The 14,696-nt window shown below is 49.7% G+C and carries 8 protein-coding genes, 2 tRNA genes and 3 rRNA genes; 5 read left to right on the forward strand and 8 right to left on the reverse strand.

All coding sequences use genetic code 11. The features are described 5' to 3' along the window. Window positions 1-393 carry an RNA recognition motif domain-containing protein gene (locus tag GWC94_RS10955; RefSeq protein WP_161835069.1) on the forward strand — a complete coding sequence of 131 codons (393 nt, stop codon included), beginning with the start codon at window positions 1-3 and terminating at the stop codon, window positions 391-393. Between the two features lie 182 nt (window positions 394-575). Here the strand turns inward: GWC94_RS10955 and GWC94_RS10960 are convergent, their stop codons facing one another. After that, on the reverse strand, window positions 576-2,990 hold the full coding sequence (locus GWC94_RS10960; RefSeq protein ID WP_161835070.1) for a S9 family peptidase: 2,415 nt from the start codon (window positions 2,988-2,990) through the stop codon (window positions 576-578). Window positions 2,991-3,032: 42 nt separating this feature from the next. Between GWC94_RS10960 and GWC94_RS10965 the strand changes: the two genes are divergently transcribed. Genes GWC94_RS10965 through GWC94_RS10975 form a run of 3 tightly spaced genes read left to right on the forward strand, consistent with a single transcriptional unit; the run spans window position 3,033 to window position 4,499 of the window. Continuing rightward, window positions 3,033-3,278, forward strand: coding sequence for a hypothetical protein (locus tag GWC94_RS10965; RefSeq protein WP_161835071.1), 246 nt, complete (start codon window positions 3,033-3,035; stop codon window positions 3,276-3,278). Continuing rightward, window positions 3,229-4,107, forward strand: coding sequence for an aldo/keto reductase (locus GWC94_RS10970; RefSeq protein ID WP_161835072.1), 879 nt, complete (start codon window positions 3,229-3,231; stop codon window positions 4,105-4,107). Before GWC94_RS10965 ends, GWC94_RS10970 begins: the two co-directional genes overlap by 50 nt. Next, on the forward strand, window positions 4,107-4,499 hold the full coding sequence (locus GWC94_RS10975) for a hypothetical protein (RefSeq protein ID WP_161835073.1): 393 nt from the start codon (window positions 4,107-4,109) through the stop codon (window positions 4,497-4,499). Before GWC94_RS10970 ends, GWC94_RS10975 begins: the two co-directional genes overlap by 1 nt. 68 nt (window positions 4,500-4,567) lie before the next feature. On the opposite strand, the gene rrf is transcribed toward GWC94_RS10975, so the two are convergent. The 7 genes from rrf to GWC94_RS11010 all read right to left on the reverse strand — a co-directional run bounded on the left by rrf (window position 4,568) and on the right by GWC94_RS11010 (window position 11,858). Next, a 5S ribosomal RNA gene (gene rrf / locus GWC94_RS10980) occupies window positions 4,568-4,678 on the reverse strand. Window positions 4,679-4,760: 82 nt separating this feature from the next. Then, a 23S ribosomal RNA gene (locus GWC94_RS10985) occupies window positions 4,761-7,569 on the reverse strand. Between the two features lie 264 nt (window positions 7,570-7,833). Continuing rightward, window positions 7,834-7,907 (reverse strand) — tRNA-Ala (locus GWC94_RS10990). Window positions 7,908-7,996: 89 nt separating this feature from the next. Further along, window positions 7,997-8,070, reverse strand: a tRNA-Ile gene (locus GWC94_RS10995). A 140-nt stretch (window positions 8,071-8,210) separates the two neighbouring features. Next, window positions 8,211-9,739, reverse strand: a 16S ribosomal RNA gene (locus GWC94_RS11000). The 16S, 23S and 5S rRNA genes sit together here with 2 tRNA genes alongside, the layout of an rRNA operon. A 652-nt stretch (window positions 9,740-10,391) precedes the next feature. After that, window positions 10,392-11,159: a tRNA pseudouridine(38-40) synthase TruA gene (gene truA, locus GWC94_RS11005; protein ID WP_161835074.1), complete on the reverse strand. Its 768-nt coding sequence runs from the start codon at window positions 11,157-11,159 to the stop codon at window positions 10,392-10,394. A gap of 12 nt (window positions 11,160-11,171) precedes the next feature. After that, window positions 11,172-11,858: a hypothetical protein gene (locus GWC94_RS11010; protein WP_161835075.1), complete on the reverse strand. Its 687-nt coding sequence runs from the start codon at window positions 11,856-11,858 to the stop codon at window positions 11,172-11,174. Window positions 11,859-12,139: 281 nt separating this feature from the next. On the opposite strand from GWC94_RS11010, the gene GWC94_RS11015 reads away from it, so the two are divergent. Further along, window positions 12,140-14,605, forward strand: coding sequence for a M1 family aminopeptidase (locus GWC94_RS11015; RefSeq protein WP_161835076.1), 2,466 nt, complete (start codon window positions 12,140-12,142; stop codon window positions 14,603-14,605). Window positions 14,606-14,696 lie beyond the last annotated feature (91 nt).

Here is a 14,696-nt window from a genome sequence, read left to right on the forward strand (position 1 = left end):
ATGAACATTTACGTTGGAAACCTGAACTGGAATATGACCAGTGAAGACATGCAAAACCTGTTTGCTCCCTATGGCGAAGTAACCAGCGCCAAGATCATCACCGACAAATTCAACAACGACCGCAGCAAAGGTTTTGGTTTTGTTGAAATGGCCGACGACGATGCAGCACGCGCTGCGATCGCTGCCCTGCACGATACAGAAGTGCTTGGCCGCAAGATCGTGGTAAACGAATCAACCCCCCGTCCGGAAGGCGAAAGAGGTGGTTTCAAAAAGAAATCATTCGGTAACGGCGGCGGCGGTGGCCGTGGCGGTTACGGTGGTGGTGGCTCCCGCGGTGGCGGCGGCTACAACCGCGATCGTGGAAACGGCGGCGGCGGCTACAACAAATACTAGGCGCAAAACAGCTCGATAATCTTAAGTCCGGCCAAGGCCGGACTTTTTCGTATCCGCTATCCGGTACCGGTCCAAAAAAACAAACCCCGCAGCCATACCGCGGGGTTTGTGATTCATCCGTTCCTTATTCCTCCGTTCCTTGTTCTCCTGTTCCTTGTTTCTCCGTTCCTTGTTCATCCGTTCTATTCCTCCGGCCCCTGCCCCGCACCAAAACCAGGCTGCACAGGATTACGCGGATCGGTTTTGGTTTTCAGCTCATATTCTTTCGGAGGCTCTGCGCCCATCAGGTGCTTTACAAAATAATCCCAGCGTCTGCGTGTCATATAGAGCGAATATTCTCCATAGCCATGCCGGCTGTTCGGGAAGATCACCAGGTCATAATCCTTGTTGGCTTTCTCCAGCGCTTCCACCACGAGCAGGGTATTGTACGGCGGTACGTTGTCGTCCAGCATACCATGCGCCAGCATCAGTTTTCCTTTCAGGTTCTTTGCATAGGTCTGGTTGGCCTGTGCCTCATAATTGGATTTACCATTGGCATCTTTTGTCTCGAGGCCGATGTATCTCTCACCCCAGTCGTCTTCATAGTTGCGGTTATCGTGGTTACCCGATTCGGAAATACCCACTTTGAAGAAATCGGGGTATTTGAACATAGCCGATGCCGTGGCAAAACCGCCGCCGGAATGTCCCCATATACCGGCTTTGCTGATATCGATATAGGGATATCTGGCAGCCAGCTGTTTCATACCGCCTATCTGGTCTGGCAGGGTATTCTCGGCCATATTTCCATAGTTCATATCATGGAAGCTTTTTGAACGCAGCGGGTTGGAAGTTCCTTCGATAGCCACTACCACAAAACCGAGTTCGGCCAATGCCTGGCAATCGCCTTTGGCCACATCAAAACCCCAGTTGCCCACACTGCCGCCCTGCGGACCCGGATAGATATAATTGATGATGGGGTATTTCTTTTTCGGATCGAGATGAGACGGCGTGAACATCACACCGTAAATATCCGTTTTGCCATCGGCGGCTTTTACCGAGAAAGGAACCGGTGGTTTCCAGCCGGTGGCAGTGAGACGGGAGATATCTGCTTTCTCGAGTGCTGCAACCAGTTTACCGTTGCTGTCTTTCAGCACGGTAACCGGTGCAACATTCTGCTGCGAATAACGGTCGATAAAATAGTTACCGGATGCCGCCAGTGTTACCTGATGATTGCCCGGCTCGGGTGTAAGCGATAACAGGTTGTTTCCGTCAAAACCGATCTTATAAAAATGACTGAAATAAGGGTTACCGGGTTCGCGGCCGCCTGCCAGGAAATAGATCGTGCGACTGGCTTCATCGATCTTTACCAAACGTGTTACCGCCCAGTCGCCCCTGGTCACCTGGTTTTTCAGTTTACCTGTGCTTGCGTCGTAGAGATAAAAATGTCCCCAGTTAGCTCTTTCCGAATACCATAACACTTCGTTGGAACCTGAAAGGTATCGCCAGTTGATGATGCCATCACCCGACTCAAACTGTGTGGCGATCTTTTCGTTGAACAATTCACGCAGCTCACCAGTATTCGCCTCTGCGCGATAGATCGTTTCTTCTTTATGATCCCTTGATGTAACGGCAAACACGATATGCGATCCGTCTTTTGCCCATTCCACATCTCCAAAATCCTTTCCGCCGCAGGAGATATCGTCGCAGGAACTGCCCCTTCTTGCGCCTGGCGCCAGTTTCAGTTTGATCACTTCGGGTTTATCTACGTTGATGATTACACGATGGATGGCAACGATCTCCTGCGCGCCCGCCAGCGGATACTTCCAGCTTTGCAGCACCGGTTTGCCAACATTGGTGGTTACCAGGTACATATCGGCCACATTGCGTTCGTCCTGCTGGTACGTGGCAATTTTCTTCGAGTCGGGCGACCATACCAGTATCGGCCGTTCACTTTTCTTCCAGCCGGCATTGTCTGTGGCATACGCAAAATTCTTTACGCCGTCGGTTGTGAGCTGTGTTTCCTTGTTGCTGGCGATATCGCGGACCCATAGGTTGTTGTCGCGAAGAAATGCTGTTTTCTTTCCATCCGGCGAAGCCACCGTGGTGCCAACGCCGCGACCAAATCCGCCGCGACCGCCAAAACCCGCTCCGCCCCCGGTGCCGTCAGTGGCTGCGTTATCTGCCATAACAGTATTGGCAGAAGGATCGTATTTCCAGTTTTTGCCAGCTGCAGTAAAACGGACGGAAGTTCCATCCTGCGCGTAACTGAATGCGGTAAACGGCAATTTAGCCGCCTCGTATTTTTCACCGCTGGCGGCCGATAACGCCGCGGCCAGTTTTTGCTGGTCAAATGCAGGTTCACGTGTTCCTTTGGCGGGATCCACAACAATAAACTCACTTCCCCGGGCCGTGAGCACACGGTACCAGAAACGGTCACCGCTTAACCAGTTGGGTTGAATGGACAACCGGTCTGCCAGTTGCCCGGTGTTATAGTTCATTGCTTTCTCTGCACGTGCATAGCCCGCAGTGGTTAGTGCGCGGCCGGTTTGTGCAAGGCCGGCGGTGAATGAGAGGGCTGCACAAACGATCAGGCAGCCGAAACGAAAATAATTCGGCATAGTATAAAGATTGATAAACAAAGCTGTTAATGTAAGGAAATAATGATCGCCCTGTTAATTTATTCGGTGGAGCGATTGACCGGGGCAGACGGGCTGTTCGGGATGCATAAATTGGTTACAACAGGTAAAGGCGGTAAATTGGTATCTGAACGGACAGGACTGTTGATCGGCCGTGGGGCAGCTGACCCTTTGGCCGATACAGTGTACCTGACCAATAATCCATCTCAACGACCTTACTATGAAACCCAGTATCAGTTCACCCGTTGCCGGATGTATGCGATGGGGTAAATGGGGCGCTGAATTTTCCACGGCGGCGTATCGGCAGATGATCGATGACTGCCTGAAAACAGGCATCACCAGTTTTGATCATGCAGATATTTACGGCGATTACACCACGGAGGCAGAATTCGGCAAAGCACTGAAAGAGGATGTCGGGCTTCGTTCGCAGATAAAGATCATCAGCAAATGCGGTATACGGATGGTCACGGCGAACCGGCCGGAGCACGGTATCAAATCCTACGATACTTCCAGGGAACATATGATCAGTTCCGTGGAACGGTCGCTGAAGAATTTCGGCACAGAATACCTCGATGTATTGCTGATACACCGGCCTGACCCGCTGCTCGACCCCGCGGAAGTGGCGGAAGCGGTGAGTTATCTGAAGCAACAGGGTAAGATCCTTTCATTTGGCGTATCCAATTTCTTACCCCACCAGGTAGACCTGCTGGCGCAGTACACCGAGATCGACTATAACCAGGTGGAGATATCGATCATCCGGCTCAATGCGTTTGCCGACGGTACGCTTGAAAACTGCATGAAGCACCGGATCGTGCCGATGGCATGGGCACCACTGGGCGGGGGACTGTTTACAGATGATTCGCATCCCAGGTTCAGGAGTATTATGGCAACCGCATCGGAGCTGGCTGCACGCTATGAAACGGGACTGAATGAAATACTGCTGGCCTGGCTGCAGTCGCATCCGGCGGGCATTGTTTCCGTTATCGGAACCACCCGGCTGGAACGGCTTGTGCAGGCAAGGAATGCCGCCTCCGTTGTGCTGGAAAGAGAAGACTGGTTCAGGTTGTTGGCGGCCTCTACCGGGGAAGATGTGGCGTGATGAGGAAGGGAATAATGAATATTGAAGGCCGAAAGAGGGAGAACAGAGGAACAAGGAGCAAGGAGCAGGGAACGGATGAGCGGGGATGCTGGACGGAGGAGGAAATATTGAATATTGAACAAGGAATATTGAAGACCGAAAGAGGGAGAACAGAGGAACAAGGAGCAAGGAGCAGTGGAACAGATGAGCGGGGATGCTGGACGGAGGAGGAAATATTGAATATTGAACAAGGAATATTGAAGACCGAAAGAGGGAGAACAGAGGAACAAGGAGCAAGGAGCAGTGGAACAGATGAGCGGGGATGCCGGACGGAGGGAATAGCGAAGGCTGAAATAGGCAAGGGAGCTCAGCTAGTTAAAAAAATACAACTTCGCTATTCATCTGTTCCTTGATCATCTGTTCGACATTCTTTTGCCGCAGGCAAAAAAAAGCCCTTCAGAAAACTGAAGGGCTTCAATAAATATGGCAGCTACCTACTCTCCCAGCTAAATGCAAGTACCATCGGCCATGAGGGGCTTAACTTCTCTGTTCGGAAAGGGAAGAGGTGAACACCCTCGGCAAAACCACCATAAGATCATCCTATCTGCCTACGCTAACGCTTCGGCGGATAAATAAGTTAGACATATTGGAATAGAGAAATAATAACAAGAAAAAAAATAAAGCATACGGGCAATTAGTACTACTTGGCTTTGCTGTTACCAGCTTTACACCTATAGCCTATCAACGTCGTAGTCTTCGACGACCCTTAAAAGTAAACTCATCTTGTGGAAGGTTTCACGCTTAGATGCTTTCAGCGTTTATCCTTGCCGTACATAGCTACTCTGCATTGCACCTGGCGGCACAACAGATACACCAGCGGTACGTACGTCCCGGTCCTCTCGTACTAAGGACATGTCCACTCAATTTACTTGCGCCCACCACAGATAGGGACCGAACTGTCTTGCGACGTTCTGAACCCAGTTCACGTGCCACTTTAATCGGCGAACAGCCGAACCCTTGGGACCTTCTCCAGCCCCAGGATGTGACGAACCGACATCGAGGTGCCAAACCTTACCGTCGATATGAGCTCTTGGGTAAGATCAGCCTGTTATCCCCGGAGTACCTTTTATCCTTTGAGCGATGGCCCTTCCATGCAGAACCACCGGATCACTTTAGCCAGCTTTCGCTCCTGCTCGGCGTGTTTGCCTCACAGTCAAGCACCCTTATACTAATGCGCTCTACGTACGATTACCAACCGTACTGAGGGTACCTTTGCGAGCCTCCGTTACTTTTTAGGAGGCGACCACCCCAGTCAAACTACCCACCATGCACTGTCCCCGGTTAGGGGTTAGGTTCTAAGCAACAAAAGGTTGGTATTTCAACGATGACTCCACAACACCTGGCGATGCTGCTTCAAAGTCTCCCAACTATCCTACACATTTGGTGCTCAAAATCAATGCAAAGTTGTAGTGAAGGTTCACGGGGTCTTTCCGTCCCGTGGCGGGTAACCGGCATCTTCACCGATACTACAATTTCACCGGGCTCGTGGAGGAGACAGTGTTCAACTCATTAGACCATTCGTGCAGGTCGGAACTTACCCGACAAGGAATTTCGCTACCTTAGGACCGTTATAGTTACGGCCGCCGTTTACTGGGGCTTCAGTCAGGAGCTTTGGCTTGCGCCGAACACCCTTCCTTAACCTTCCAGCACCGGGCAGGTTTCAGGCTCTATACGTCAACTTACGTTTTTGCAGGGCCCTGTGTTTTTGTTAAACAGTTGGTTGAACCATTTTACTGTGACCCCCGCACTGCTGCGGGGGTACGCTTTATCCCGAAGTTACAGCGTCAATTTGCCTAGTTCCTTCTCCACGGCTCACCCGAGCGCGTTAGAATACTCATCCCGTCCACCTGTGTCGGATTACGGTACTGGCTGCCATACTCGCTTTTCTTGGCAGGGATTTTATGGTTTCGCTTTGTCCGAAGACTCCGCTCAGCGTGCTATTCCGTCAGCACGCAACCACCACGTCCCTGCGTCACTTTTAATGTATGGTAGGTGAAGGAATATTAACCTTCTTTCCATCAGATGCCCCTTTCGGGTTTTCCTAAGGACCAGACTAACCCTGATCCGATTAACGTTGATCAGGAAACCTTGGACTTTTCGCGTTAAAGTTTTTCACTTTAATTATCGTTACTTATGCCTACATTTTCTTTTCAAATCGCTCCAGCATACGTCGCCGTACACCTTCTGTGCAGATTTGAATGCTCCCCTACCACCCCCACATTGCTGTGCGGGGTTTAGAACTTCGGTTCATGGTTTGATGCCCGATTATTTTCCGTGCAGGATCTCTCGACCAGTGAGCTGTTACGCACTCTTTAAATGAATGGCTGCTTCCAAGCCAACATCCTGGCTGTTATAGAAATCCCACCTCGTTTGATCAACTTAACCATGTATTAGGGACCTTAGTTGCTAATCTGGGTTATTTCCCTCTCGGCCATGGACCTTAGCGCCCACAGCCTCACTCCCGGAGATATATGATAGCATTCGGAGTTTGTCAGGGTTTGGTAGGCGGTGAAGCCCCCTAGCCCAATCAGTAGCTCTACCTCTATCATACTTCTATATCCGAGGCTGTTCCTAAAAACATTTCGGGGAGAACGAGCTATCTCTCAGTTTGATTGGCCTTTCACCCCTATCCACAGGTCATCCCAAGACTTTTCAACGTCAACGGGTTCGGTCCTCCATTCTGTGTTACCAGAACTTCAACCTGCCCATGGATAGATCACAAAGTTTCGCGTCTACCCCGACTGACTAATCGCCCTATTTGGACTCGCTTTCGCTTCGGCTCCGTTAAATATGAACTTAACCTCGCCAGTCAGGAGTAACTCGTAGGCTCATTATGCAAAAGGCACGCCGTCATCCCTTACGGGACTCCGACCGCTTGTAGGCGCACGGTTTCAGGTACTATTTCACTCCCCTGTTCGGGGTGCTTTTCACCTTTCCCTTACGGTACTGGTTCACTATCGGTGTCTGAGGAGTATTTAGCCTTACCAGATGGTGCTGGCAACTTCACGCAAGATTCCTCCGGTCCCGCGTTACTCAGGATACTGCTCGTCCACGTTAATTTGTATCTACAGGGCTATCACCTGCTATGGCCCAACTTTCCAGATGGTTCGATTTGATAACGCTTTCTAAATGCAGTCCTATAACCCCGCACCGGCACGCCGGTACGGTTTGGGCTTGTCCCTTTTCGCTCGCCACTACTCAGGGAATCACTGTTGTTTTCTTTTCCTCCCGGTACTTAGATGTTTCAGTTCTCGGGGTTGGCTCTCTTTCGAGTACTATACCTTCAGTATAGTGGGTTGTCCCATTCGGAAATCTACGGATATAACGATCGTGTGCATCTCCCCGTAGCTTATCGCAGCTTACCACGTCCTTCTTCGCCTCTCAGACCCTAGGCATCCACCATGCGCCCTTAATTGCTTTAAAAAATTTATCAGTTATGGCTTTGCATATACCATAACCTCTCTTGTTATTGATTTCGCTTTCCCAATATGTCAAAGAGCTTGTTAATCTGAACATTTGACAACGAGCTAATCCGAAAATTAACTTCATTGCCGTTTCAAATAAACCTGCAGATGTTCAGGATCCGATCCTGGTGGCCTGTGCCTACATCTCATGTTAAAAGAACTAATTTTTCGAACGCCTCATTTTCAAATTTTCAAATTTGCACATTGTCAAATTCGATTTTTGTGGAGGATATCGGAGTCGAACCGATGACCCTCTGCGTGCAAGGCAGATGCTCTAGCCAACTGAGCTAACCCCCCAAGTGTTGGTTGATCAGTTAGCAGGCTGACAAGTTGATAAGTAAGTACACAATCAACTTTTCAACTACGCAACCATTCAACTACATTAGTAGACCCGACCAGAGTTGAACTGGTGACCTCTACATTATCAGTGTAGCGCTCTAACCAACTGAGCTACGGGTCTGATTCGGGTACTAACAGTACTTTCTTAAAAGAACTTTATTCATCGCCGACGTGCATAGTACGCAGGATGATACTCACCTACGCAAAAGCTTTGGTGAACAATGAAAGAGTTGGAAACAACAGAGTTAACAGCAAACTCTAAAAGGAGGTATTCCAGCCGCACCTTCCGGTACGGCTACCTTGTTACGACTTAGCCCCAGTCACCGATTTTACCCTAGGCAGCTCCTTGCGGTTACCGACTTTAGGTACACCCGGCTCCCATGGCTTGACGGGCGGTGTGTGCAAGGTCCGGGAACGTATTCACCGTATCATTGCTGATATACGATTACTAGCGATTCCAGCTTCATGGAGTCGAGTTGCAGACTCCAATCTGAACTGAGAACAGGTTTTTGGGATTGGCTTCACATCGCTGTGTTGCAGCCCTTTGTCCTGCCCATTGTAGCACGTGTGTAGCCCTGGGCATAAAGGCCATGATGACTTGACATCATCCCCTCCTTCCTCACGCCTTACGGCGGCAGTTTCAGTAGAGTTCCCAGCATTACCTGTTGGCAACTACTGATAGGGGTTGCGCTCGTTGCGGGACTTAACCCAACACCTCACGGCACGAGCTGACGACAGCCATGCAGCACCTTACCATCTGTGTATTGCTACAAAACTAGCTTTCACTAGCGGTCAAATGGCATTCTAGCCCAGGTAAGGTTCCTCGCGTATCATCGAATTAAACCACATGCTCCACCGCTTGTGCGGACCCCCGCCAATTCCTTTGAGTTTCAACCTTGCGGTCGTACTTCCCAGGTGGATTACTTAATGCTTTCGCTCAGACACTAACTGTGTATCGCTAATGTCGAGTAATCATCGTTTAGGGCGTGGACTACCAGGGTATCTAATCCTGTTTGATCCCCACGCTTTCGTGCCTCAGCGTCAATATATGCGTAGTAAGCTGCCTTCGCAATAGGTGTTCTATGTCATATCTAAGCATTTCACCGCTACATGACATATTCCGCTTACCTCCACAATATTCAAGACAGATAGTATCAATGGCAGTTCTAGAGTTAAGCTCTAGGATTTCACCACTGACTTACCTGCCCGCCTACGCACCCTTTAAACCCAGTGAATCCGGATAACGCTTGCACCCTCCGTATTACCGCGGCTGCTGGCACGGAGTTAGCCGGTGCTTATTCATCTGGTACCGTCAAGTGACGAAGAATCGCCTTTTTTCGTCCCAGATAAAAGAAGTTTACAATCCAGAGGACCTTAATCCTTCACGCGGCATGGCTGGTTCAGACTTTCGTCCATTGACCAATATTCCTTACTGCTGCCTCCCGTAGGAGTCGGGCCCGTGTCTCAGTGCCCGTGTGGCTGATCATGCTCTCACATCAGCTACTGATCGTAGACTTGGTGGGCCGTTACCCCGCCAACTATCTAATCAGCCGCACACCCATCATCAAGCGCCGAAGCTATAATATAAAGAAGATGCCATCTCTATATGTTACGGGGTATTAATCCAAATTTCTCTGGGCTATTCCCCACTTGACGGAAGGTTGTGTACGTGTTCCGCACCCGTTTGCCGGTCGCCATCAATGTATTGCTACATCATGCTGCCCCACGACTTGCATGTATTAAGCCTGCCGCTAGCGTTCATCCTGAGCCAGGATCAAACTCTCCATTGTAAATGTTGTTTGATCTGACTATTACTCTCAAATTAAATTGAAATTAACGTCGGATTTGTGTGTATTTTTTGATTGCTGTAACCTTACCATAAAATTAATTTTATGGTACTGTTGTTTCCAAACTTTCAAAGATCTTCTGGCATTTTTCAGTGCCGCCCTTTTGATTGGGGTTGCAAAGGTAAGCGCCTTTTATTTATTCAACCAAAATTATTTGAAGTTTTTTTTCAAACTTTTTTAGTTGTCAAAATCTGTTAAGAACTATCGTTTTTTCAAACGGAGGGCAAAGATAAGGGGCTGTTGTTTACTGCCAAATTTTATTTCGAAATTTTCACTTTTTTTATTCGTGAATCTCCCTCGTAAAATCACTTATTTCTGCTTTCAATGAACTCCCGTTTTATTGAACGGGCGGCGAAGATAGGATTGTTATTGTAACCACCAAATTTTATTTAAAAAATCCGGCTTTTTTTATTCGCCTTTTCGTCATCTACTCTCCAAAGAACAACGCCTTTTTTCAAAAGCGGGTTGCAAAGATAACCAGGGTTTGCTTTTATCCAAATGTTTTTCTGCATTTATCTCCCCATTCCGCTGAAACGCTGTACTGGCAAGGGTTTTATTTTTGAAAAAAACCGGGAAGATCACCCGGAATTGATGTTTACCCGTTATTCAGGGGCAAAAACTGCCGTGTCAGCGCCTCCGGATAATTTACCGCCGCCAGGAACAGACCCTGCGCCGGACTCGAAAAATCAGCCAGCGCACAGTCCCTGGCCTCGATAATAGCATTCAATTCATTGATCGATAGCTGTTTACGGCCAACTTTCAGCATCGTGCCCACCAGTCCCCGCACCATACCCCTCAAAAAACGGTTGGCCCTTACCGTATACACCAGCCTGCCGCCCTGCACCGTCCATTCCGAATGCTCGATCGTACACAGAAAGGTCTTTACCTGGGTATTGCGCTTGGAAAAACTGGTAAAATCACGGTGGCCGGCCACCACAACAGCAGCCTGCTGCAGCAACTCCCTGTCAAGCGGGTAAGGGTACCGCCAGGCGCGGTCTGTCAGAAAAGGATCCTTGCTGTGATAGATAAAATACTGATACTCACGCGATACCGCATCAAAGCGGCTATGGGCCGTTTCCGGCACCCGGTAGATACCTTTTACCACAATATCGGGGGGCAGCAGGGCATTCAGGTTGTATAACTGGCGACTGTAGATCGCCTGCCCGGTATCGAAATGGAAAAAATTCTGTTTTGCATGCACGCCGGCATCGGTACGCGAAGAGCCCGTGAGTTCAAAAGCCTGCTTAAACAGTACCTGCAGGGCTTTTTCCACTTCCGACTGCACCGTGGCCCTGCCCGGCTGCACCTGGAAGCCGCTGTAGGCAGTACCCTTATAGGCTAATTCCAGGAAATAACGGGGCATGAACGGTGGTGTTTAGCGTGCAAGGTAACGGTTCCGCTGGGGATCGGTTGCCAGGGCCCCGGCATCGGCCGCCGGAAAAAAGGGGGCGCGGGGCATTGACTGCAGCGGCTGGTATGCCGATGCACCGGGTTTGTTCTCCTCCAACGCCGGTATAAACAGCGCTATGGTATCTTTCTTATTGCCGTTGTTCACCACATATACCTGGTCTACCCCGCCCGGAGAAGCTCGGTCGTATATTTTATGTATGCCGCCGGAAACGCCGCTTTTCCGGGCCTGTTCCCTGGCTGCACGCACCGCTTCTTTCTGCAGGGCCAGCTGCCGGTTTCTCCACAGGGAAGCAGACAGGCCCCTGGTTTCGGAAAAATCCACCATATCGAACAAAGTCCAGTTATTGTCTACCTCCCTTTTCATCGAAAACGCGCGCGATCTGTCGGCAATCGTATAATCGAACACATATTCCTTGCCGGTGGAAGGAAAGCCGATCAGCAGGTGGTACTCACCGGGGCGCAGCTCGGGAATGACAAGGTAGCCATTCAGGGAGGAAGTGTACTGTACCCCCCCGAGTGCTGCATAAAAAGGCTGCTCTCCCTCGGATTGCAGGTGAATGAACTGTGTTTGCTGCGCATGCAGTTGCCTGCATCCCCACAGGATCATCACAGTGAAAATCAAAAATTTGTACCTGCCCGCCACACGCTTCATGCTGTTGTCTTTGCGACAAATCTACTTGAAAAAATCGCTACTGCTGATCAATTGCGCCCGGGTCACAAGCTCTTCGACAAAACCCTACAAGCTGCCCTGGGCACCCCTCACCGGTTGTCCTGCCCGCCTGTTTCCTTTCTGCGGCGCTCAAGCTGACCCACACAAAGCCCGATTTGGGAAAATAATCATCAAAAGCTGACAATCGCCCAATCGGCGATACGCAACCGGCAATCGGCAATCCGCATTCCTTTACCTTTATTCCTTATCTAAATCCTTTTTTCATGAAGAGACTATTGCTATTGCTTGGCATTTTTGCTGCGCTGACAACCGCCGCGCAGACGGCCGCGGATGAAACAGAGAATACCGCATACCGCGCGGTGCCCACCAAGATCAACGACCTGGTACACACCAAACTCGATGCTTCATTCGATTACGGCAAATCCTACCTCAATGGCAGGGTATGGATCACGCTCAAACCGCATTTTTATCCCACCGATTCACTACAACTCGATGCAAAGGGAATGAACATCAATAAAGTGGAACTGGTAAAGAACGGAAAAAACATACCGCTGAAATACCGTTACGACAGCCTCTTCCTCGATGTGAAACTCGATAAGACCTACCTGCGCGACGAAAGCTATGTGGTGTACATCGACTACACCGCCAAACCCGATGAGTTCCGCTCTGAAGGCAGCGTGGCCATCACGGATGCCAAGGGCCTGTACTTTATCAACCCGAGAGGTGAGAAAAAAGACAAACCCACACAGATCTGGACACAGGGCGAAACAGAAGCCAGCTCCGTATGGATCCCCACCATCGATAAAACCAACCAGAAAACCACACAGGAGTTCAACCTCACCGTTCCTGCGAAATACGTTACGCTGTCCAACGGACAGCTTACCGCTCAGAAAAAGAACGCCGATGGTACGCGTACCGATAAATGGGTAATGGCATTACCGCATTCGCCCTACCTGTTCTTTATCGGGGTGGGTGATTTTGCGGTGGTAAAAGATACCTACAAGGGCAAGGAAGTAAATTATTATGTGGAGAAGGAATACGAGCCTGTGGCAAGAAAGATATTCGGTCTTACGCCTGAGATGATGAAATTCTTTTCAGAAAAGGTAACCGGTGTGGAATTTCCCTGGGTGAAATACAGCCAGATCGTTGGGCGCGACTATGTAAGCGGCGCGATGGAGAATACAACGGCCACCCTTCACCAGGAAAGCGCACAGCAGAATGCAAGGGAGCTGATCGACCAGAACAGCTGGGAAGGCACGGTTGCCCACGAGCTGTTTCACCAGTGGTTTGGCGATTATGTAACCGCCGAAAGCTGGAGCAACCTTACCGTTAACGAAAGTTTTGCCGATTACAGCCAGTATCTCTGGCTCGAACACAAATACGGCGCTGATGAAGCGGCATTTGAGAATTTCAGCGAAATGCAGCAGTACCTAAACAGTCCTGATGCAAGGGCAAAACACCTGGTTCGCTTTTTCTACGACGACAAGGAAGATATGTTTGACGTGGTGAGTTACCAGAAAGGCGGCCGTATACTGCATATGCTTCGCAAATTCGTAGGTGACGATGCTTTTTTCAAATCGCTGAACGAATACCTGACCACCAATAAATTCGGTAACGGAAGCGGGGTAAAACTGCGGCTGGCATTTGAAAAAGTGACCGGCAAAGACCTGAACTGGTTCTTTGACCAGTGGTATTTTGGCAGCGGGCACCCTTCGCTGGATATCAGCTACGGGTACGATGCGGCAACGCAGACATCCAGGGTTTACATCAAACAAACACAGCCCGGAGATAAACTCTTCAAACTGTATATGCCCATCGATATCTATCATGGCGCCAGCAAGAAAAGGTATATGGTATGGATGGAAAACAAAGCGGATACTTTCTCCTTCCCTGTTTCATCCAGGCCCGACCTGGTTAATGTGGATGCAGACAGGTATACACTTGCTGTGAAAAAAGACAGTAAAAACCTGCAGGAATATATTCACCAGTTCAACTACGGCGGTCATTACCTCGACAGAAGGGAGGCGTTGGAATTTGCCGCAAGGAATATTAAAGAGACCGCCGCATACGACCTGATCGTAAAAGGACTGAGCGATCCTTATTTCCGGATCCGCATCAGGGCGCTGAACTCGTTCGGAACCGTAACGCCCGATGCAGCCACCATCAGCAAGATAGAAGCCATTGCCAAAAACGATGAACGCAGGCTTACCAGGCAGGCGGCCATCGATGCGCTGGGCAGGCTGAAGAACAGCAGCTACCACGATTTTTTCCTGAAAGGCACCCGCGACTCTTCCTATTCCGTTGCCGGCGCTTCGCTGCGTGCGCTTGCCGTGCTTGACGGCAACGAGGCCTTCAAAATTGCATCGGAACTGAAAAAAGAAAAGAACAAAGGATTGCTGGCAAGCGAGGTGAACAATACCATTATCAAATACGGCGATGAGACCGCGTACGATGATATCACCGGCAATTATGAGAATATGCCGCTTTCGCAGGCCAAAGTGCAGGCAACGCTTGCTTACGGAGAGTTCCTGGTAAAAGTGAACGACCTGGCCAAATTCAAACGGGGTGTTGACCTGATCGTTGCTTTCAAAGACCAGATACCCGCTTCTGCCAGGCCCCAGTTTGAAGCGATGATCACCGGTATTCTGAACGATCTTGCCGCCAAAAAAGCAAAAACAGCAGGGTCTAAGGAAATGATCGATTATATCAACAGTAAATTACCAAAATAGCATCGCCCGGCATTGCATGCAATAAAAAATCCCGCCCCGGAAAGGCGGGATTTTTATTATTGTCTACGGCTCCAAACGGCAGCCGATCAGT

The organism is Sediminibacterium soli, assembly GCF_009939225.1.
In the GTDB taxonomy this organism is placed as follows: domain Bacteria; phylum Bacteroidota; class Bacteroidia; order Chitinophagales; family Chitinophagaceae; genus Sediminibacterium; species Sediminibacterium soli.